This window comes from Sphingobacterium wenxiniae (assembly GCF_900116225.1).
Classification (GTDB): Bacteria; Bacteroidota; Bacteroidia; order Sphingobacteriales; family Sphingobacteriaceae; genus Sphingobacterium; species Sphingobacterium wenxiniae.
In genome coordinates this window covers 104,077-124,921 of record NZ_FOZZ01000007.1, presented here as the reverse complement: position 1 = coordinate 124,921, position 20,845 = coordinate 104,077, and the positions used below count along the sequence as shown (strand labels likewise).

The 20,845-nt window shown below is 40.4% G+C and carries 23 protein-coding genes; 10 read left to right on the top strand and 13 right to left on the bottom strand.

Annotated elements, in window-relative coordinates:
- Positions 1 to 143: 143 nt before the first annotated feature.
- The 6 genes from BM375_RS10705 to purE all read left to right on the top strand — a co-directional run bounded on the left by BM375_RS10705 (position 144) and on the right by purE (position 5,271).
- The gene (locus BM375_RS10705) at positions 144 to 836 is read left to right on the top strand and encodes a zinc metallopeptidase (protein WP_093365928.1); all 693 of its coding nucleotides are present in this window, start codon (positions 144 to 146) and stop codon (positions 834 to 836) included.
- Between the two features lie 167 nt (positions 837 to 1,003).
- The gene (ffh, locus tag BM375_RS10700) at positions 1,004 to 2,353 is read left to right on the top strand and encodes a signal recognition particle protein (RefSeq protein ID WP_093365927.1); all 1,350 of its coding nucleotides are present in this window, start codon (positions 1,004 to 1,006) and stop codon (positions 2,351 to 2,353) included.
- A gap of 95 nt (positions 2,354 to 2,448) precedes the next feature.
- The gene (locus BM375_RS10695) at positions 2,449 to 3,030 is read left to right on the top strand and encodes an NADH-quinone oxidoreductase subunit A (RefSeq protein WP_093365925.1); all 582 of its coding nucleotides are present in this window, start codon (positions 2,449 to 2,451) and stop codon (positions 3,028 to 3,030) included.
- 8 nt (positions 3,031 to 3,038) lie between these two features.
- Entirely contained in the window at positions 3,039 to 3,545 is a 507-nt protein-coding gene (locus BM375_RS10690) for an NADH-quinone oxidoreductase subunit B (RefSeq protein ID WP_093365924.1), read from the top strand.
- Positions 3,546 to 3,561: 16 nt separating this feature from the next.
- Positions 3,562 to 4,704 (top strand): 5-(carboxyamino)imidazole ribonucleotide synthase, encoded by a 1,143-nt coding sequence (locus BM375_RS10685; RefSeq protein ID WP_093365922.1) that lies wholly within the window; start codon positions 3,562 to 3,564, stop codon positions 4,702 to 4,704.
- A 57-nt stretch (positions 4,705 to 4,761) separates the two neighbouring features.
- Entirely contained in the window at positions 4,762 to 5,271 is a 510-nt protein-coding gene (gene purE, locus BM375_RS10680; RefSeq protein WP_093366125.1) for a 5-(carboxyamino)imidazole ribonucleotide mutase, read from the top strand.
- Between the two features lie 31 nt (positions 5,272 to 5,302).
- Here the strand turns inward: purE and BM375_RS10675 are convergent, their stop codons facing one another.
- The 4 genes from BM375_RS10675 to bshA form a co-directional block, all read right to left on the bottom strand.
- On the bottom strand, positions 5,303 to 6,277 hold the full coding sequence (locus BM375_RS10675; protein WP_093365921.1) for a sugar phosphate isomerase/epimerase family protein: 975 nt from the start codon (positions 6,275 to 6,277) through the stop codon (positions 5,303 to 5,305).
- A gap of 117 nt (positions 6,278 to 6,394) precedes the next feature.
- Positions 6,395 to 6,958, bottom strand: a complete 564-nt coding sequence (gene frr / locus BM375_RS10670) for a ribosome recycling factor (protein ID WP_093365919.1) — start codon at positions 6,956 to 6,958, stop codon at positions 6,395 to 6,397.
- Between the two features lie 28 nt (positions 6,959 to 6,986).
- Entirely contained in the window at positions 6,987 to 7,691 is a 705-nt protein-coding gene (pyrH, locus tag BM375_RS10665) for a UMP kinase (RefSeq protein ID WP_093365918.1), read from the bottom strand.
- Between the two features lie 77 nt (positions 7,692 to 7,768).
- Positions 7,769 to 8,908, bottom strand: a complete 1,140-nt coding sequence (gene bshA, locus BM375_RS10660; protein ID WP_093365916.1) for an N-acetyl-alpha-D-glucosaminyl L-malate synthase BshA — start codon at positions 8,906 to 8,908, stop codon at positions 7,769 to 7,771.
- A 201-nt stretch (positions 8,909 to 9,109) separates the two neighbouring features.
- On the opposite strand from bshA, the gene arfB reads away from it, so the two are divergent.
- The 4 genes from arfB to BM375_RS10640 all read left to right on the top strand — a co-directional run bounded on the left by arfB (position 9,110) and on the right by BM375_RS10640 (position 12,714).
- Entirely contained in the window at positions 9,110 to 9,520 is a 411-nt protein-coding gene (gene arfB, locus BM375_RS10655) for an alternative ribosome rescue aminoacyl-tRNA hydrolase ArfB (RefSeq protein WP_212611666.1), read from the top strand.
- A 339-nt stretch (positions 9,521 to 9,859) separates the two neighbouring features.
- Positions 9,860 to 10,231, top strand: coding sequence for a BlaI/MecI/CopY family transcriptional regulator (locus tag BM375_RS10650; RefSeq protein ID WP_093365914.1), 372 nt, complete (start codon positions 9,860 to 9,862; stop codon positions 10,229 to 10,231).
- A gap of 2 nt (positions 10,232 to 10,233) precedes the next feature.
- The gene (locus tag BM375_RS10645; RefSeq protein ID WP_093365912.1) at positions 10,234 to 11,850 is read left to right on the top strand and encodes an energy transducer TonB; all 1,617 of its coding nucleotides are present in this window, start codon (positions 10,234 to 10,236) and stop codon (positions 11,848 to 11,850) included.
- A gap of 6 nt (positions 11,851 to 11,856) precedes the next feature.
- Complete coding sequence (locus BM375_RS10640; protein ID WP_212611665.1) at positions 11,857 to 12,714, top strand: hypothetical protein; 858 nt, start codon at positions 11,857 to 11,859, stop codon at positions 12,712 to 12,714.
- Positions 12,715 to 12,855: 141 nt separating this feature from the next.
- Here BM375_RS10640 and BM375_RS10635 read toward each other — a convergent pair whose 3' ends face one another.
- The 9 genes from BM375_RS10635 to accB form a co-directional block, all read right to left on the bottom strand.
- The gene (locus tag BM375_RS10635; RefSeq protein ID WP_093365908.1) at positions 12,856 to 13,626 is read right to left on the bottom strand and encodes a hypothetical protein; all 771 of its coding nucleotides are present in this window, start codon (positions 13,624 to 13,626) and stop codon (positions 12,856 to 12,858) included.
- The gene (locus BM375_RS10630; protein ID WP_093365906.1) at positions 13,623 to 13,982 is read right to left on the bottom strand and encodes a GntR family transcriptional regulator; all 360 of its coding nucleotides are present in this window, start codon (positions 13,980 to 13,982) and stop codon (positions 13,623 to 13,625) included. The genes BM375_RS10635 and BM375_RS10630 overlap by 4 nt, the downstream gene beginning before the upstream one ends.
- Before the next feature lies 1 nt (position 13,983).
- On the bottom strand, positions 13,984 to 14,793 hold the full coding sequence (locus tag BM375_RS10625) for a hypothetical protein (RefSeq protein ID WP_139227561.1): 810 nt from the start codon (positions 14,791 to 14,793) through the stop codon (positions 13,984 to 13,986).
- Entirely contained in the window at positions 14,780 to 15,628 is an 849-nt protein-coding gene (locus BM375_RS10620) for an ABC transporter ATP-binding protein (RefSeq protein ID WP_093365902.1), read from the bottom strand. The genes BM375_RS10625 and BM375_RS10620 overlap by 14 nt, the downstream gene beginning before the upstream one ends.
- Before the next feature lie 120 nt (positions 15,629 to 15,748).
- Positions 15,749 to 17,314, bottom strand: coding sequence for a M28 family peptidase (locus tag BM375_RS10615; protein WP_244525879.1), 1,566 nt, complete (start codon positions 17,312 to 17,314; stop codon positions 15,749 to 15,751).
- A 91-nt stretch (positions 17,315 to 17,405) separates the two neighbouring features.
- Positions 17,406 to 17,840, bottom strand: coding sequence for a ribose 5-phosphate isomerase B (rpiB, locus tag BM375_RS10610; RefSeq protein ID WP_093365901.1), 435 nt, complete (start codon positions 17,838 to 17,840; stop codon positions 17,406 to 17,408).
- An 81-nt stretch (positions 17,841 to 17,921) separates the two neighbouring features.
- Positions 17,922 to 18,791, bottom strand: coding sequence for a twin-arginine translocase subunit TatC (tatC, locus tag BM375_RS10605; RefSeq protein WP_093365899.1), 870 nt, complete (start codon positions 18,789 to 18,791; stop codon positions 17,922 to 17,924).
- Positions 18,792 to 18,876: 85 nt separating this feature from the next.
- Entirely contained in the window at positions 18,877 to 20,235 is a 1,359-nt protein-coding gene (gene accC / locus BM375_RS10600; protein WP_093365898.1) for an acetyl-CoA carboxylase biotin carboxylase subunit, read from the bottom strand.
- A gap of 81 nt (positions 20,236 to 20,316) precedes the next feature.
- Positions 20,317 to 20,805 carry an acetyl-CoA carboxylase biotin carboxyl carrier protein gene (gene accB / locus BM375_RS10595; RefSeq protein ID WP_093365896.1) on the bottom strand — a complete coding sequence of 163 codons (489 nt, stop codon included), beginning with the start codon at positions 20,803 to 20,805 and terminating at the stop codon, positions 20,317 to 20,319.
- Positions 20,806 to 20,845: the final 40 nt, after the last annotated feature.

Sequence of the window (20,845 nt, the reverse complement as noted above, 5' to 3'; positions counted from 1 at the left end):
GTCATTTTGTCATAAATGAACCCACTTAAAGTTGGTTTTTGGCGTAATTGCTTGTTTTTCCTATCTTAGGAAAGAAAATGTGACAGCGAAAAGTGTAGTGGAATAAAATTTGAACAATACAGTAAAAAAGAAAATAAAGGATTATGGGAATATATTGGATATTATTTATTGGTATTGCATTAATCAGTTGGATAGTGCAGTCACGGTTTAAGAGTAAATTTAAGAAATACTCGGAAGTGCCTTTGTCATCCGGTTTATCCGGTGCAGAAGTGGCTCAAAAGATGCTACAGGATAACGGTATTTATGATGTGCAGATTCATGTAGCAAATCAAGGACAGCTTTCTGACCATTACAATCCGACCAATAAGACAGTAAACCTAAGTCCGGAGGTGTACCATGGACGTAGTGTTGCTGCTGCTGCGGTGGCTTCGCACGAATGCGGACATGCGGTTCAGCATGCTACAGCCTATTCTTGGTTGCAGTTCCGCTCAGCGATGGTACCGGTGGTTAGTATCGCGTCGCGATTAACTTCCTGGGTTTTGATGGCCGGTGTTTTGTTGATGGCTTTCGGAGGTAACCCATGGGTGTTGGCAATAGGTGTAGGAGCGTTGTTTTTGACTACTTTGTTTTCATTCGTTACCCTTCCAGTGGAGTTTGATGCGTCAGGCAGAGCTTTGAAATGGTTAGAAACAGCGAACATTACACATAGTCGCGAAGAGCATGATGGTGCTAAAGATGCCTTGAAATGGGCCGCTATGACCTACGTGGTTGCAGCGTTATCAGCATTGGTCACGTTGTTGTACTATGCTTATATCCTTTTCGCAAGAAGAGATTAAAGAAATGTTATCGTGTTGCGCATGGCGTAATGCATATATTGAAAAGGCATAAGTTGAATACTTATGCCTTTTTTAGTAGCTCACAGCCCTTTGCCTATAGCTGAATAGCTATTTATTTCGTACCTTTGTCATTTAGTAGAGAAAAAGATAAAACACGGGAAATTAGCATGTTTCAGAATTTACAGGATAAATTAGATAGAGCCTTTAAAGTATTAAAAGGACAAGGAAGCATTACGGAGATAAACGTCGCTGAGACGATGAAAGAGATTCGCAAGGCGTTATTGGATGCCGATGTGAACTATAAAACAGCCAAGAGTTTTACAGACGATGTGAAGCAAAAGGCACTGGGGGAGAATGTACTAACAAGTATTTCGCCGGGGCAATTGCTGACCAAAATCATGAACGATGAGCTGACGTCTTTGATGGGCGGAACAGTGACGGAATTGGAGATTTCCAAAAATCCTACCGTAATTCTTATAGCAGGTTTGAATGGTGCGGGTAAAACAACGTTCTCTGGTAAATTGGCTAATTATTTACGGGAAAACAAAGGAAAGAAACCTCTGTTGGTGGCGGGTGACGTTTATCGTCCTGCAGCTATTGACCAATTGCAGGTATTGGGCGGGCAGGTCAATGTACCTGTATATGTGAACCGTGAATCTACTGACCCTATTGCGATTGCTAAAGAAGGGGTTGAGGAAGCGAAGCGTAATGGCAATAATGTTGTCATTATAGATACGGCTGGTCGTTTAGCGATCGATGAAGCCTTAATGACGGAGATCAAAGCGGTTAAAGAGGCTACGCAACCGCATGAGATTTTGTTTGTGGTGGATGCCATGACCGGACAGGACGCGGTCAATACAGCAAAGGCGTTCAACGATAGATTGGACTTTACCGGAGTTGTGTTAACCAAATTAGACGGTGACACCCGCGGTGGAGCGGCGCTTTCCATAAAATCTGTTGTTAATAAACCGATCAAATTTATCGGTACCGGGGAGAAAATGGAAGCCTTGGATGTTTTCCACCCTGACCGTATGGCTTCCCGTATTTTGGGGATGGGTGACGTGGTTTCCTTAGTGGAGCGTGCGCAACAACAGTTTGACGAAAAACAAGCTGCTGAACTTCAAAAGAAGATACGTAAGAATAAATTTGACTTTAATGACTTCAAATCCCAAATTCAGCAAATCAAGAAGATGGGTAATATGAAGGACTTGATGGGTATGATACCAGGGGTGAGCAAAGCTATCAAAGATGTTGAAATCGATGACAATGCATTCAAACCTATTGAGGCTATTATCGATTCGATGACACCATTTGAACGTGAAAATCCTGATGCTATCGACCAAAAACGTCGTCTACGCATCGCTAAAGGGTCTGGAACGGACCTCAATGAGGTCAACAAATTGATGAAACAGTTTGCTGATATGCGTAAGGTAATGAAGCAAATGTCTAACCCCGGAATGGCAGCCAAGATGATGCGTAATATGCCTAAAATGCCAGGTGGCGGCTTAGGGCGATAAATAATATGCTATGTGGTAAGTTATGAACTCCAAAGTTTATAGCTTACTGCTTAAAGCCTACAGCTAAATAAAAAAATAATTGCTAATTTTGCAATATGGATGACCCCGCGCAGCTATCGGAATATGGAAAAATACTACTTATAGGTATAGTAGGTGCTCTATTGGTGTGCGCAACCATCTTTTTGTCGAAAATTATATCTCCTAAAAAACCGAATCCCGAGAAACTCAGCACATACGAATGTGGAGAAGAAACCACGGGCAGTGCTTGGGTACAGATTAATCCCAGATTTTATGTCATAGCCTTAGTCTTCCTCCTCTTTGATGTGGAGTTGATTTTTGTGTTTCCATGGGCGACAGTCTTCGGAAATAAGGCGTTGATTGCTGCAGATGCACGATGGGGCTGGTTTACTTTAGTAGAGATGGCGATATTTATCGGTATTTTGGTTGTTGGTTTAATCTATGTTTGGAAGCGAGGTGATGTCGCATGGATAAAACCAGCGCATCAGACACCAAAAGTTAAGGTTGGCATTCCAGCAGAGGCTTACCGAGCAATAAATGAAAAGCAATATCTTTTGAGAGATCACCGCATGGTTGCGGAGGAAGAAAAATCTGCTGAACAAGCTAAACCCGCTACAGCAGGTTTAGGTTTTCGTCCCAAATTCAAGAAAACTAATTGAGCCCTGCTATGAGTATGCCTGAAAGTCAACAACAGAACGGAGGAGTTATCATTGCTAAGATGGATGACCTGCTGAATTGGGCTAGATTATCTTCGTTGTGGCCTGTAAGTTTCGGTATCGCCTGTTGTGCCATTGAGATGATGGGGGCGATGGCCTCTACTTATGATTTGGATAGATTGGGTGTGTTTCCTCGCCCTTCGCCAAGGCAGTGTGATGTGATGATTATTGCGGGAACAGTTACCTTTAAAATGGCAGACCGTATCCGTAAATTATACGAGCAAATGCCTGAACCGAAATACGTTATATCCATGGGGTCCTGTTCCAACTGTGGAGGGCCATATTGGCAACATGGCTACCATGTTGTCAAGGGAGTGGATAAGATTATCCCTGTGGATGTCTATGTGCAGGGCTGTCCGCCGAGACCAGAAGCATTGATTGGTGCATTTTTAGAGTTACAAAAGAAAATAGAAAAAGAAAGTATACTTCAGGAGCAATATTTTCCTGAGCAAGTTTAATTTATTAATAGATATTATGGCAAAAGATTTTTATGGCGAATTGCAGTTAGGTATCCTCGGTGGTGGTCAATTGGGCCGCATGCTGATTCAAGAGGCTATCAATTACAATGTCAATGTCCATGTATTGGATCCTGATAAGAACGCACCTTGCCGTAAATTATGTAATCGTTTTGAAACAGGTTCTTTAAGTGATTTTGAGACAGTCTATAACTTTGGTAAAGACCTGGATATGATTACCATTGAAATCGAAAAAGTTAATGTCGATGCTTTGGAAAAGCTGGAAGAGGAAGGGGTGATGGTCTATCCGCAATCTCGGGTTATTCGCCTGATTCAGGACAAAGGCTTGCAGAAACAGTTTTTTAAGCAGAACGGTATTCCTACAGCAGCATTTCAGTTGATTTCCAATAAGGAAAATCTACATGACACACATATCTCCCTTCCTTATATTCAAAAGTTACGTAAGGATGGTTATGATGGTAAAGGCGTTAGGAAAATTAACGATGTAGCAGCTATTGCCACAGCCTTTGAGGAGCCATCTTTAGTAGAGGAATTGGTGGATTTTGAAAAGGAAATTGCTGTCATTGTAGCACGTAATGATAAAGGGCAAGTGTCTACATTCCCTTTAGTAGAAATGGAGTTTAACCCTGAAGCCAACCTGGTAGAGTTTTTGATTTCTCCATCGACCTTAAGTTTTGAAATTCAGACACAGGCGGAGGAAATTGCAAAAAAAATAGCGGATGACTTGCAAATTGTAGGACTTCTTGCGGTGGAAATGTTCTTGACGAAGGATGGGCAGATTTTGGTAAATGAATTAGCTCCTCGACCACATAATAGCGGACACCAGACGATTGAAGGAAATATCACGTCACAGTTTGCACAACATTTACGTGCTATCTTTAATCTGCCTTTAGGCTCTACAGCAGTTCGTACGAATGCTGTTATGATTAATCTATTAGGGGAGCCTAATTATGAAGGTATGGCCAAATACGACGGAGTTGAAGAAGCATTGGGTATAGAGGGCGTATTTGTACACCTTTATGGTAAAAAATATACAAAGCCTTTTCGGAAAATGGGACATGTATGTATAGTGAATGATGACCGGGATGAGGCTATTAAAAACGCACGGTTTATACAAGAAATATTAAAGGTAAAAGCATAATGTTAGCACATGCGGCACGCGTGCACCAGCCGTAAGGGGGCTAAAAATACGATAAATATGAATCCAGAAAATAAAGCTCAAGTAGGCATCATTATGGGAAGCAAATCAGACCTTCCCGTTATGCAGGATGCGATTGATGTATTGAAAAAACTGAATGTACCGTTTGAAGTAACCATTGTTTCGGCACATCGTACACCACAGCGTATGTTTGATTATGCAGCTTCGGCAGCAGAAAAAGGATTAAAGGTTATCATTGCCGGAGCGGGAGGAGCTGCACATCTTCCAGGGATGGTTGCATCTATTACACACTTACCCGTTATTGGTGTGCCAGTAAAATCTTCCAATTCCATTGATGGTTGGGATTCGGTATTGTCTATCCTGCAAATGCCAAATGGCATCCCTGTAGCAACAGTTGCATTGAATGCGGCAAAGAATGCGGGAATATTGGCAGCACAGATATTGGCTACTTCAGATGTATCTATCGCAGAAAATGTAAAAAGCTTTAAACAAGAATTGAAAGAAGCTGTAGAGAAAACTGCAACTGAGGTAGAGAATACAAGTTTTTAATTGGGGGTTATAATCCCCAATTAAAAATTAACTATTTGGCCAAAAATTTCTGTACGTAATCGTAGCTTTTCTTTAAGCTTTCGAACTTATTTGGCATATAAATATCATCTTGCTCCACAAAAGCGTATTTCAACCCTGCTTTTTCTGCGTAATTGGCAATGTTGATGAAGTCGATAGCACCACTTCCTACCTCGGTGTAGCGTATCTCTTTCATGATGTCCATAAATCCGCTTTTATCAAACTCTTCGCCAATTACTGGTTTAGTGAATTGCTTGTCCATATCTTTGACATGCCATAAGTTGAATCTGCCGGGATATTTTTCAAAATAGGATTGTGGACTAAATCCAGCTTTCTCTGTCCAATAAAGGTCAAGCTCAAAATGTACTAAGTTCGGATCGGTAAATGCAATCAGAATATCTAATCCTTTAGTGCCGTTGGCGAAAGTCCTGAATTCCCAAAAATGATTGTGATAGCCTACTTTTATGCCAGCTTTTTGTGCCATTTCACCAGCCTTGTTCAGCTGTTCCGCTGCATATTGATAATCTTCGACTTGTAGATTATTCAAATCGTCCATCGGTGTGACTGGTGCAATTACGTATTCCTGTCCAAGCTTATGGGCAATTTCTATGTATTTCTCGATGTTTTCTTTTTCTTCGTGTTTTCGGCTTAAGTATTTGGACATATCGTAATGTCCACTATGCGTCTTCAGGTTGTTGTCGTCCAAAACTTTTTTAAGTTCATCGACAGGGAGATTCCAAAACTTTTCGTTGGCTGCATCCACACCAAAAGTTTCTACGTGTTTATAACCTATTTTTGCAATGGTTTCTAGAGTTTTGGTAGGGTCTTGTGAGATAAGGTCGCGAACGGAGAATAATTGTACGCCTAAGTTGTGAAATGGGCTATTGCCCGCTTTGCTATTGCCGCATGAAAATAAATATGGGCTCAGGAAAGCTGCAGACAAGCCTAAGCCAGCTTGCTTTAAGAATGTTCTTCTTGAGTTTTGCATACGTATGTTTGTTTTAAGACATGATTTATAATAGTTCAAGTTAGATAAAATAACGCTATAAAAAAAGGATTCTTATCAGTTAAGAATCCTTTTTTTATATATTGATTTTTTTTAGACTTAAACCGTCATAATATCTTTTTCCTTAAGCTCGGCCAATTGATCAACTTTAACGATATAGGCATCGGTTAATTTTTGAACTTCAGCTTCCCCTGTTTTTATTTCATCTTCCGAAGCACCATCGTTTTTCAATTTTTTGATCCCCTCGTTCGTATCTTTACGGATATTACGAATGGCAACACGGCCCTTTTCAGCTTCTTCTTTCACCTTTTTTACTAAGTCACGACGTCTTTCCTCAGTCAAAGGAGGAACTGCTAGGCGGATGATAGATCCATCGTTTTGTGGATTCAACCCGATGTTGGAGTCAATAATTGCTTTCTCAATAGTACCAATTAACGTTCTTTCCCATGGTTGAACGACGATGGTACGAGCATCAGTCGTATTGATGTTGCTCACTTGAGAAAGTGGGGTCATACTACCATAGTAATCGACTGAAATGCCATCTAACATAGATGGAGAAGCTTTTCCAGCTCTGATTTTGGTTAATTCTGATTCCGTGTGCGTAACGGCTTTCGCCATACTTTCTTTACAGTCGTCTAATTCTAAGGAGATTAGTTCGTTCATATCTTTCGTGTTTCTTTTACAAAATAAATTAACTAACAATCGTGCCGATATGTTCGCCGTTAGCCAGTTTTTTTAGGTTTCCGGGTTTGTTCATATCGAATACAATAATAGGAAGGTTATTTTCCTGACATAGTGTGAAGGCTGTCATGTCCATAACATTAAGGCCTTTTTCGTATACTTCCTGGAAGGAGATTTTGTCGTAACGTTGCGCTGTAGGGTCTTTTTCTGGATCGGCAGTATAAATTCCATCTACACGTGTACCTTTCAAAACGGCATCAGCATTGATTTCTATAGCGCGAAGTGAGGCAGCTGTATCGGTAGTGAAGTAGGGGTTGCCTGTTCCTGCTCCAAAGATAACAATACGACCCTTTTCAAGATGTCGTACCGCACGACGACGAATAAAAGGTTCACAAATTTGCTCCATCTTAATCGCCGTAAGCAAACGGGTTTTTAGCTCGATTTTTTCCAGGGCATCTTGCAATGCCATACTGTTGATTACCGTAGCGAGCATACCCATGTAATCTGCTTGTACACGATCCATCCCAGCTTGTTCAGCACTCATTCCTCGGTGTATGTTACCACCACCGATAACGATGGCTATTTCAAGACCTTGGCTGTGAATTTCTTTGATATCGTTTGCATATTGTTGTACGCGATTGATATCGATGCCGTAACTTTGTTCGCCCATTAAGGCTTCTCCGCTGAGTTTGAGTAGGATACGTTTATATTTCATGATTGCTTTTTTTGGAATATTTCCAAAAGCCAAAGATAAAACTTTTTTTAAACGCTTCAGCGATTATATTTGCCTTTTTATGCGTTTTTCTTAGAATCCTGTAAAACCTGCTCGTAATAATTTTCGTAGAGTGGTAATATTTTAGGCAAATCGAATTCTTTTGCACGTTGAAAAGCTGCTTCTTTAAACTGCTGTAAGCGGTCGCAATCTTCTAAGATAAAAATGGCATGCTTCGACATATCTTCCACATCGCCTATATCGCTAAGGAAGCCACTTTCTCCATATACGTTTAACTCTGGAAGCCCCCCGGTATTGGTTGATACTACGGGAACATGACACGCCATAGCTTCTAAAGCAGCTAATCCAAAACTTTCGGAAGAGGAAGGCATCAAGAATAAATCGGAAACCGATAAGATTTCTTCTATGGCATCTTGCTTACCAAGAAAGCGTACATCTTGGCTCACACCTAATTGTCTTGCTAACTCTTCTGTATTCCGTCTCTCAGGGCCATCACCTACCATCAGCAATTTGCTTGGAATCTGTTCATTAACTTTCTGGAAGATACGGATAACATCCTGAGTATTCTTTACTTTCCTAAAGTTTGATGTATGCGTCAATACACGTTCGTTACCAGGAGCTATGGCTCGTTTGAAATGCTCACGGTTTTTATTGTGAAAGCGGGAGAAGTCAATAAAATTCGGGATTACTTTAATATCACGTTTAATGTCAAAAGAATCGTATGTCTGTTGCCTCAGGCTTTCCGATACTGTCGTTACACCGTCCGATTGATTAATGGAGAAGGTGACTACCGGGCTGAAACTTTTGTCTTTTCCTACCAAGGTAATATCCGTTCCGTGTAATGTAGTTACGACAGGGACATGAATGCCATAAGTGGCTAATATTTGTTTGGCAAGATAGGCAACCGAGGCATGAGGAATAGCGTAATGCACATGCAGGAGATCCAATTTCTCAAAACGCACCACATCCACTAGCTTACTTGCTAATGCGGATTCGTAGGGAGAAAAGTCAAACAGCGGATATTGTGCAACAGCGACTTCATGATAATAGAGGTTTTCAGAAAAAAAATCTAATCGCGCAGGTTGAGAATAGGTGATGAAATGTATTTCGTGTCCATTGGATGCCAGTGCTTTACCTAATTCGGTAGCGACCACACCGCTACCACCAAATGTGGGATAACATACTATACCTATTTTCATATGTGTTATTTTTAAAGAATTCTCTCTTCTAACTGATCACACCTTGTACCAAGAATGCTTTTTTACTAATGCAAATTAAGGATTTATTGCGGAACTTTCTTCTTTGTGCTGTGCCATAATTGTGCAAAATTTTGTTTACCCGACCTGTTGTGCAGAGAGGTGTTGTGTGAAAGCTGTATATTTTTTACTAAGTTTATCGCAATGATTGACAAAGAACATATTCTTTCGGAATTGCAATTCAAAACTTCGCGGTCGGGTGGAGCAGGTGGGCAACATGTGAACAAAGTGGAATCAAAAGTCACTTTGATATGGGATATTGGTGCTTCAATTTATTTGACTGACGGAGAAAGAGCTTTGCTGATCAAAAGACTGCAACACCGCTTGACAAAAGAAGGTGTGCTTATGTTGGAAGCGTCCGATGACCGAAGCCAAATGCGGAACAAGGCGTTAGTAATCGAACGTTTCTTTAATCTGCTCGAAGTAGCACTCCGCCCAGAGAAAAAACGTATCGCTACCAAAATACCTAAATCTAAGGTGCTGGAACGTTTAGACCGTAAAAAGAAACAAGGACAGAAAAAGGCTTACCGCCGTAAAAATCAACGCTGGGATTGAGCGTCATTATGTATTCCCTTAAATTTAGCGTAGCGTAACCTAGGAGATAGACGGCATCTTTGAGGAGTCTATTCTACCTGTGTAGGATTCCTTTGTTTGAAATAATGTTTAAACTTTCGCCTTTGCAAGCTTGTATCTGATGAGTGAAAAGTTTGGATATGTTGTAACTCCATTTATAAATAAAGTGACATTTGATGTTGTTTTATTAATTTATATTTCTGTATTTCAGATTGTTGTGCAATAAACTAAAAATTTAGTTTTAAAACTATTTTTTTAGTTATATGTTTGACTGTATAATCGATTATAGGCAATATTGTCTTTATTAATAAACATGGTATCATGAGTGACATGAAAGAATTAACAAAAGCAGAAGAACAAATTATGCAGGAACTCTGGGAAATGGGAGGGGGATTTGTGAAAGATGTCGTGGAACGTTTGCCTGAGCCGAAACCTGCGTACAATACAGTATCGACAATTATTCGGATTCTCGAGACCAAGGGTTTCGTAGATCACGAGTCTTATGGGAAAAGCCATCGCTATATCCCCAAGATCAGCAAAGAAGAATATAAGAAAATAATCACAGGAAAACTCTTGCACAATTATTTTGATAATTCAGCAAGCAGCATGCTTTCATTTTTCTTGGAGGAACAACAATTAGGCATTCAAGACCTTGATGAAATCCTGCATATCATTCAACGCAACAAAAAATAATCATGGTGTACTTACTTTTAGTCAATATATCTTTAGTCCTGTTTTTCGGATTATATAGGCTTGCCTTGAAACCATTGACTTTTTTTCAGTGGAACCGGATCTATCTATTGAGCGCAGTAATCTTATCTATTTGTATGCCTTTATTACAGATGTTGGATTTAAGTGCACACAAAGACATGTACGAACCTTTGCGGATGGTGAATTTCACGGAGGCAGACGCGATTGTTCTGTCAACGGATTCACAATCAAGGCAGGCAATCAGCCCCATGCAATGGGTCGGTATAGCCTATGGAATAGGTGTGGTTGTTATGTTCCTTTGGTTGTGCTGGCGTTTGTATGGACTATCATCTTTGGTGAGGCAAAACGAGAAGGAGAACCATAGCTTTTCTTTCTTTAACCGGATTTTTATCGGTAAGAATGTTTTCTCACCATCTACAGTTTATAGCCATGAGAAGGTGCATGTGCAACAAGGTCATAGTTATGATATCCTGTTTCTGGAAGTTGTACGGATATTTAACTGGTTCAATCCCGTTCTTCATTGGTACATCAAGGAACTGAAATTGCAGCATGAATGTATTGCCGATGAGCAATGTGCGGTTGATAAAGTGCAATATGCCGAGTTGTTGGTCACGAATGCGCTTCGGGTGCCTGCAGGAACATTGGAGCATGAGTTTTCTAATCATTCATTTTTAAAGAAACGTATTAAAATGTTATTTAAGCATAAATCAAAAGGAATTAATCGGTGGAAATATATCGCTATTCTGCCAATGGGGTTGTTGGTGTCGGGTGTAGCAGTGGGGTTTAACGATTCGCTCAGCCATCGTATGAAAGAAAGTATTGGAAATATAACCAATCTGCACCTTGATAGGGATGATGCTATTGAGCATCTTCCGTTATCTACAGGACAAGATACTATTATTGCATTTTCAGATTTGGAGATGAAACCAGAGCCTAAAGGAGGTATGGATGGGTTTCGTAAGTGGATTTTGGCTAGTTATGAGTATCCACAAGAAGCCATAGATGCTGGTATCAAAGGACGTCTGGAGGTTTCATTTGTGGTGGAGAAAGATGGTTCTTTATCCACATTTGGGGTTGTAAAGGATATAAAATACGGCACAGCAGAAGCGTTAATAGAAACGTTGAAGAAGGCGGATAAGTGGATGCCGGGAATCCATAATGGGAAAAAGGTAAGGGTATCGTATGTCCTGCCTATGACACTTAATCTGGAATCCGATGAGTCTCCAAAAATACCGGCACAAATTACACCTAAAAAAGGCAGTAATCCATCAAATGCTGCTACAGAAAATCTTTCTGAAGTAAATGTACACCCCGATCCTGTGGGAGGTTTAGCAGTATTCCGTAAATGGGTACAGGAGAATTACCAGTATCCGCAGGAAGCGATTGATGTCGGAGTGAAGGGCAAGATGGAAGTATCGTTTGTGATTGAAGAAGATGGAAGCTTGTCTACTTTCAAAGCTGTAAAAGATCCGGGATACGGAACAGCGGAAGCACTTATTGCAGTATTGAAGAAAGCAGAGAAATGGCATCCTGCTGTAATTGCAGGACAACCTGTTCGTTCAAGTTTTAGCTTCCCGCTAACTATAAATCTTCAACCATAGTCGGGCATGTTGCAGGTGTTGACGAGACTGATCTTACTATATTTAGTACTATCACTCTGCGGTTGCAGATCGTACAAGCAGGTGCCCAATGGGTTCATGGTGAAAGGTTATCCATATTTTATCAATGTTGACGAGCGTCTTACTGTCCGGTTAGATAGTATGATGTTTGAAAAGATTGAGTGGCAAGTAGACCCGTCACCATTAAAAGCGGAGAAACTATCTTTGAACCAAAAGAAACTTCTTCGAACACTGGGCTACAATACAGATGTCTATGCTGTACTTTTCAAAAATACCGTGCCGATGGGTTATCAGCTTATTGCATTAGTTAATACAGATGCTGTAAGTCGGGACGGGAGAGAGCAATTGCTGGACTTGGGACGGATGCAGCGTAAGGTTACAGGGGAAGGAAAGTGGTTTGAAGAACGGATTGTAGAACGGAAAAATGAGATACATCATGCGGTAATTCCTATTTCTGAAAAACTTTTTGAGGAGAAGTATCTGAGTCTTATCTATATCTTCCCCAAAGAAGAATCGCATCCTGCGATAGAAAAAGTGGTATTGGCCAACGTCTCAAAATTTAATGATTTTGGTGCTTTTTATGGAGGTGAGTTGAAGGCTGTGGAAAGCTGCCCAGATGATTCGGAGGTATATCATCATGAGTATGAAATTCCAGAAAAGTTTGGCAGTACCACGGATTATCGGGTACTGAAGGCAACAGATAAAAGCGGGAAATTGGTTTATTATACCTTATTGAATCCAGGCTATCGAATCGGAGCTTTTCGCATCTGTGCCGGAAGTTACTCCTTGCAATACACCACATTGGATGGGGAGGTTGTCTGGGAGGAGGAAATAATAATCGGATAAATCATAAAGGTGTCCAAAAAGTTCAGCTATCGTCAGATTGCCCGCTTAACGCAAGTAATCTGTGTTTTTAGACTTGTGAATACTTTTGAGACACCTTCTGTTTTTAGTTATTTTCGGTTATGCTCTCTATATCGGACCTTATTAAGGTTTTGTTATGATCTGTACACCTTTGCCTGCGAATTCTTTTTTGAAATACTGCTGATTGCCCGAGATAGTGAGGTTTTTAACTTTCTGTTCTTCTGTATGGTTTGAGGATTTAACGGTACTTCTTCCATTCAATGCTACCACCATCGTGTCGACATGTAATGAAGAATCGTAATTCATTTCGGCATTATCTATTTGGGCTTTTATTTGATGTGCTTTGATAGCCGCTAAATTAATGACCGATTCATCGGCAGCTTTGATGTCTAGACTGTCGATTGTTACGAACGCTCCCTTAAAGGCTTCGGAGCTAGTAATATTTGCTCTGGTTTGCTGGTCGAGAGCAATTTTAAGCGCAGGATATTCTCCTTGACAGACGACGCGCAGATTGGTGTTCTGGATAATAAACTCTTTTATCTTATCTTTTGTTTCGACAAAAAGATTACCGTTTCCTTTCATCTCGATGAACAGCGTATCTTGATGTATATAATAGCGGTAACGATTTACCTCTCTACTGTTCAAGGTAGAGCTGTCGGCTTGTCCTACGTTGAGGAAAAGATCATGGCTATTCCCAATTATCTTCACGATAGTTATCTCGCTATCCAACGGTTTTACTGGGCGTAAATCTCTCTTACCTATCCACAATTTGGATAGTCCATCGGCAGGCTGGTTGTTATCTTTCATGATTACATTGCCATATAAAGATGGGAAAAGGTATAGAGAAACGGCAATGCCTGTTGCTGCGATGAAGAGTATAATAGATTTTTTCATGATGTGTGCTTGTTATAAAGTTCTACAATATCGTCGATGGAAATTTGTAGCAATTCCATCGTACGGAAAATTTGAGGAATTTCATTTTCAATGAAATGTTGCTTTCTTTCGTTGGTGATGAGGGAAATAGCATTTGCTGCAACAAAGAATCCCAATCCCCGTTTGTTGTAAATGATGTTTTGTTGCTGTAGCTTATCGTAAGCCCGCATAACCGTGTTCGGATTTACTTCGATTTCTCCACCGAGGTCACGTACTGACGGTATTTTTCCATCCAATTCCCAGGTGCCGGTCAGTATTTTCTCCATCACATATTCGGCGATTTGGATATAGATGGCTTTGTCTGTCTGAAATTGCATCTTATACCTCCCTTTCTTTTAACTTTTCTTTAAAGGATGCTACAAATAGCGCCAGTACAATACATACCATAACCCCATAAATAGTTGAAGTGATTACGGGATGAAACGGAATAATGAAATAATAGTTGATAATGAATTTTACATATATATATATCGAGCCAACAATGATGAGGATATACAATAAGACCGACCACAGCAGGCTGTTTTTCTGGAACAGGAAATAGGCGAGATGATAAAAAGGCAATAACAGAAGTATAATGCCACTCACGGCAAAGTAGATCTTTGCATCAAGAGGCATAAAAAACGATCCGAATTGGAATTTCGGATATAGATTCCCTTGCTCTTCTAAGAGTATTAGTGTTTTGTCGTAATATGTTGATTTAAAAACAGATACTGTGATGATGTCGTATAGGTAAACGCTGAATATTGATAATCCGATAATAAATAGGGCGTATATCCATAAGCAGAAGACCCTATCCAGATTGCTGAAAGGCCTGACGGCATAAGAAACGCTTGTTTTTAAACTTTTGAGGTAGCTGTTGGAAACCAAAATCAGGAATATAGGAATCAAGCATAATATGATGACACGAGCTCTTCCATATCCACTCTCCATCGCTGCAAGGAAATACCCCGGACTTTCGGCCATTTTCGGGTTAAAGATAAGGGTGTAAAGGTAGTTTCCCGGCCACAATAAAAGCAGGAGAAAGAAAATAAGAATCACAAGTGGAATGGATAGAATCTTCTTATAATTCAATTCCCAGAATTCTCTCAGGCATAGCCGAAGGCGGTTAAAAGGACTAATGTGCTGCATGGCCGTGTGTGTTAATGGTTTTTAATGTTTGGAGGAATGTCGGATTTTCATGAATGGCGTTGAAGAATAGCTCGATGTCAAAAGAGCTGTCTTCATTGTTTGGATTCGTCAGGATGTTTATGTTGCCATTTAAGCTGGCTTCTGTGTAAAGTGCATCTTCAAAATTTCCTTGCTGGAATTTGATTTTCTGGCTTAGCTCGTATATAGATTCGTCCAATATCAGATGGTGTTTCTGTAAAATGAGCAGATGGTCAATCAAATGATGAATATCCCGAATTTGATGTGTGGAAATGATAATTGTCTTATCGTCCGAAATATGCTTAGCAATGATCTTTCGGAATTGGGTTTTGGAGGGGATGTCCAAACCATTTGTTGGTTCGTCCATCAATAATAGACTGGCATTGGTCGCTAAAGCAAAAGAGATGTTCACTTTTTTGCGTTGGCCATAGGAGAGGTCGTTGAGGTTCTCCCTATTGTCTACTTGAAAAGCGGATAATATTTCATTGAAATACCTTTTGTCAAACTTTGGGTAAAGCGGGCCGTATATCGTTATCAGATTGGCAATACTCCAATTGGGCAAATCCACTTCGTCCGTTACGAAATAAACATCGGAGAGAAAAGAGACTTCTCGCTCGGAAGGCGTGAAATCATTTACGTTTATGGAACCTCCTTTAGGAAACAACAAGCCACAAATGAGCTTTAGTAAAGTGGTTTTGCCTATACCGTTTAATCCCAAAAGTCCATATATATGCCCTGGGAGAATGCTGGTGCTGATATTATCAAAGATGGTAATATCCTTTTTGTAGTGAAATGAAAGATTGTCTATTCTAATCATAGCGTTTATATTTGTAGTGTATTAGTATATTAATACACTACAAAAATAAAGATAGATTTTAATCTTGCAAGGGAAAATGAAAATAAAAATGCCTGCTTAACTAAAGCAGGCATTTTTTATTTACTGTTTATTTGAATCGACTGGAAGTCGTTTATCCCGATTTGCGATATCCCAAACTGTATGGAAAACAAGCTTTTCACGCTTTACCATCATCGGGAAGTCGATTTTATCGACCGTATCTTCCGGTGTATGGTAATGTCGGTGAAGACCAGAAAAGAAAAATGCCGAAGGGATTCCTTTTTCCGCAAAATTGTAATGGTCTGATCGGTAATACAGGCGCAACGGATCGTTCGGGTCGTCGTACATATAATCCAGTTCCATTTGTATGTAAGTATCATTGGCTTTTTCTGCTACGGCTTTCATTTCAGAGCTAAGCTTATCCAAACCGATGGCGTGAATATAATTGTGGTTGCCATTGAGATGTTTATCATCGATGCGGCCAATCATGTCCAGATTGATACAAGCTACGGTATTTTCCAAAGGGAAAATAGGATTTTCTACGTAAAACTTTGAACCTAATAACCCTTTTTCTTCGGCAGCTAAGCCGATGAAGAGCAAACTGCGACGTGGACCATGTCCGTCTTTTTTTGCTTGCGCAAAAGCACGTGCGATTTCCATTACACCAACTGTTCCGGAACCATTATCATCAGCTCCCGGGAAGAAAGTGCCATCGGGCAAAATGCCGTCATGGTCATAGTGCCCGGAGATCACCATGATTTCGTCCTTCAAGTCTGATCCTTCCAATAAACCCAATACGTTCGGATCGAAAAGCTTCTCCTGTGCTACACCCATAGAGGCTTGAAGATTTGCTTTCACGGTGAAAGAAGAGGGTTGTTGCTTTTGGGCTTCAACTGTCGTTTGTTTAGCTGCTAAAATCTGATTTGCAGTTTCCTCTTTGATGTTCACAACTGGAGTATTGGCTGATCCAACATTTTCCTGCTCCCCTAAATCCAAGGAATACCGCCCACCAGTCATTCGAGCACCGAAACGTTCTATCATCTGTGCTACGCCAGACCCTGTTGCCAAGATGAGCTTTGGCTGTAATTTTGTCAATTCCTGAAGTCTTTTGAAGCGACTGGTTGACCATTCCGATTTTTTAGAGGTTCCGGTAATTACAGAGTTTCCTTGGGCATCCGTAGGTTCGCCTTCGTTGATGACCAAAACAACTTTTCCTTTAATATCAAGATTTTTTAAATCATTATGTTTGGGATCTTGAATACCGTAGCCTACGAAAACAATTTCATCGCTGTTGAAGTCTGCTTTCTGGTTATCACCTTGAATGAAGAAATCCTTACCATTTTCCAGGTTCTGTCCGTTGATGGTGAAATTTTCTACCACGTAAGACGTTTTCAGTAGATGGACGGGTTGAAAATAACTTTCACCAACGACAGGAAGTAATCCGTAAGATTTAAACTCCTCTGCAATATAGTTCGCTGCTTTTTCTCCACCCTTTTGTCCAGTGCCTCTACCTTCAAATTCCGGAGAAGCAAGGATGGTCAAATGTTTTTTAGCAGATTCCTGTGTCATTAGTTCCGCATATTTTAGCTGTACGGGGTCTTGAGCTAAAGCACAGCTGTATAAAGCAGGAACTAAAAGTAAAGGTTTAATCCATTGTCTTATCATCATATTTTCGTTTTTTTTGGTGTTGTATGTTTTTTATAAACATCGCCTGTAAACCTATAAGGTTTCAAAAACCTTATAGGTTTTAATTTTTTTTCTAACAGGATATTTTGTTTACACGGTTGGCATGCCTGCCGCCTTCAAAATCGGTTGTCAGGAATGTGTGCACAATTTTCTTTGCTAATTCTATATCAATGAAACGTGCCGGAATACAAACGACATTTGCATCGTTATGTTGACGCGCCAAAGCTGAGATTTCATTCTGCCAAGCAATGGCTGCACGCACACCTTGGTGTTTGTTAGCTGTGATCGCAACGCCATTAGCACTTCCGCAGATAAGGATTCCCAAGTCATTTTCACTTTGCTCTACACTGTTGGCGACAGGATGGGCAAAATCGGGATAATCAACCGAGTCTGTGGACGTAGGTCCAAAATCAGCCACTTCATAACCTTCGTTTTTCAAGAAATCTACAATAGCTGCTTTATATTCCACGCCTGCGTGGTCGCTTCCGATTGCAATTTTTTTAGACATCGTATTTTTTGTTAAGTTGTTAAACTGTTGAATCGTTAAACTGTGAAATTGTTAAACTAACTTATAATTTCACGTATTTACCTATTTATTATAAAACTCTTTTTCTGCCAACTCTTTTCTTTTCTGAACATTAGCCGAGACCGTAATACTGAGTTCATACAGCAGGAACATCGGCGCACTTACTGTCAATAAGGTAATCACATCCGCTGTAGGTGTAATGATAGCCGCTATGATGAGGATAATAACGACGGCATAGCGTCTGCTGGCCCTCATAAAGGCTGGTGTCATCAGCCCTAATTTGGATAAGATGAAAATCAAAATCGGCAATAGGAAAATAACCCCACAGCCTAAAGTTAATGTCGCTACGGTAGAGAGGTATGAATCAATCATAATCTGATTGGTGATCTCACTACTCAAGGAAATATTTGCCAAAAAGTTAATAGACAACGGCACGACAATATAATAACCAAACAAAGCACCTAGTAAAAACAAGACTGTTGCATAGAATACAAATCCTCTTGCTGAACTACGTTCTACATCGGTCAAAGCTGGTTTTACAAAAAGCCAAATTTCGAATAGCAAATAAGGAAAGCCCATGGCTAATGCCATCAGTAGACAGGAATTAATCTGCAACATGAACTGACCTGCGACTTCTGTATTGATAAGACTAAAAGGAATCCGTTCTACGCAGAATCCATCCAAATTCAGCAGTACGCCGACTTTACACATCATGCGATATGTCCAAAAATCAAGTTTTTTTGGCCCCATAATGATTTCGTTGAACACAAAATCATAAAATGTGAAGGAGAGGAGAGCAAAAACTGCAATAGCGATAACGGAGCGGATAATATGCCATCTTAAGACCTCTAAATGGTCAAAAAAAGACATTTCTGCTTCTAAATTTTTTCCTTTTTCTTTTATTGCTTTTATAAGTGCGTTAGACTTCGACATCGTAATGTTTTATTTTCCGGAACAAACAAAAATACCATTCTTATCCATAAGAATGGTATTTTCGTCTTTTGTAAAAGAAATTTTATTAAACCTCTTCATCAGGATACTCCGTCAAATCGAAAGTCTCCATGAATTTAGTGGTAAAGTTACCCGCTCTAAAGTTCGGGTCGCGCATTAATCGTAGATGTAATGGTATCGTGGTTTTGATACCTTCAATCACAAATTCGCTCAAGGCCCGTTCCATCGTGTTGATCGCTTCCTCACGCGTCTGTGCGACACAGATAAGTTTTGCAATCATGGAGTCGTAATTTGGTGGAATTGTATATCCAGAATATACGTGCGTATCCACACGCACGCCATGTCCACCAGGAGAGTGGAAGTTGGTGATTTTACCTGGCGAAGGACGGAAATTGTTGAATGGGTCTTCTGCATTGATACGACATTCGATGGCATGCATCGTTGGCTCGTAGCTTTTTCCGGAAATAGGGATACCGGCAGCAACTTTGATTTGTTCTTTAATCAAGTCGAAGTTGATGACTTCTTCTGTTACAGGATGCTCTACTTGTATACGGGTGTTCATCTCCATGAAGTAGAAGTTCCGATGTTTATCGACCAAGAACTCAATTGTTCCGGCACCTTCATAGTTTACTGCCTGTGCACCTTTGATTGCAGCTTCACCCATTGTTGCACGCAGTTCAGGCGTGATAAATGGAGAAGGGGCTTCTTCCACCAATTTTTGATGGCGGCGCTGTATCGAACAGTCACGCTCTGAAAGATGGCACACTTTTCCGTATTGGTCACCGATAACTTGGATTTCAATATGACGTGGATCTTCCACAAATTTCTCTAAATAGATACCGTCATTGCCAAATGCAGCTGCGGACTCTTGACGTGCTGAATCCCAATTGGGTTCGAACTCTTCGTCTTTCCAGATAATCCGCATACCACGTCCACCACCACCTGCAGTAGCTTTGATAATGACCGGGTAACCGATTTCGTTAGCTAATTTAATACCTGTTTTTACATCGGGTACTAAACCATCAGAACCCGGCACGGTAGGTACACCAGCTTTCTTCATGGTGTCTTTTGCCGAAGCTTTATCTCCCATCTGTTCGATCTGTGTGGCTGTAGCACCAATGAACTTGATGCCATATTCTGCACAGATAGCCGAAAATTTAGCATTTTCAGATAAAAATCCGTAACCCGGGTGGATAGCATCAGCATTAGTCAATTCGGCTGCCGAGATAATATTGGGAATGCTCAAATAGGAATCTTTGCTCGCAGGAGGACCGATACACACGGCTTCATCCGCAAAACGCACATGTAAGCTGTCCCTATCGGCTGTCGAATATACAGCGACACTTTTGATTCCCATCTCACGACATGTACGAATAATACGGAGGGCAATTTCCCCTCTATTGGCTATTAATATTTTTTTAAACATCTGCTATGATTTGGAAATTATAGAGTATTGTGATATGCGATATGCGTATAGAGATATCCCAGTACGCATATCGCACTACGCTTATGATGGGTCAACCAAGAATAATGGTTGGTCAAATTCTACAGGCTGTGCATCGTTTACTAAGATTTTAACGATTTTACCTGAAACTTCCGATTCAATCTCATTGAACAATTTCATAGCTTCAATGATGCACAAAACTTTGCCCGGAGCAATTTCGTCACCTACATTAGCAAAGGTTGGTTTGTCTGGTCCTGAAGCACGATAGAATGTTCCAATCATTGGTGATTTGATAGTAATCAAATTGCTGTTGTTCTCTGCAGCAGCAGGAGCCGCCGGTGTTGTTGGTGCTGCAGCTGGTGTAGCAGCAGCCACAGGAGCTTGTGCAGATAAAGCAGCTACCGGAGCCGGTACTGTAGCAGTAACATACGTAGGCTCTTGATTTGTCTTTATGGTAATCTTAAAGTCTTTTTCTTCAATAGCGACTTCATTCACGCCCGACTTCGCAACAAATTTAATCAGGTCTTGAATTTGTTTAATATCCATACTCATATCGTTAGTAGGTTTTATGTTTAAATTTCTTTTAGTTGAA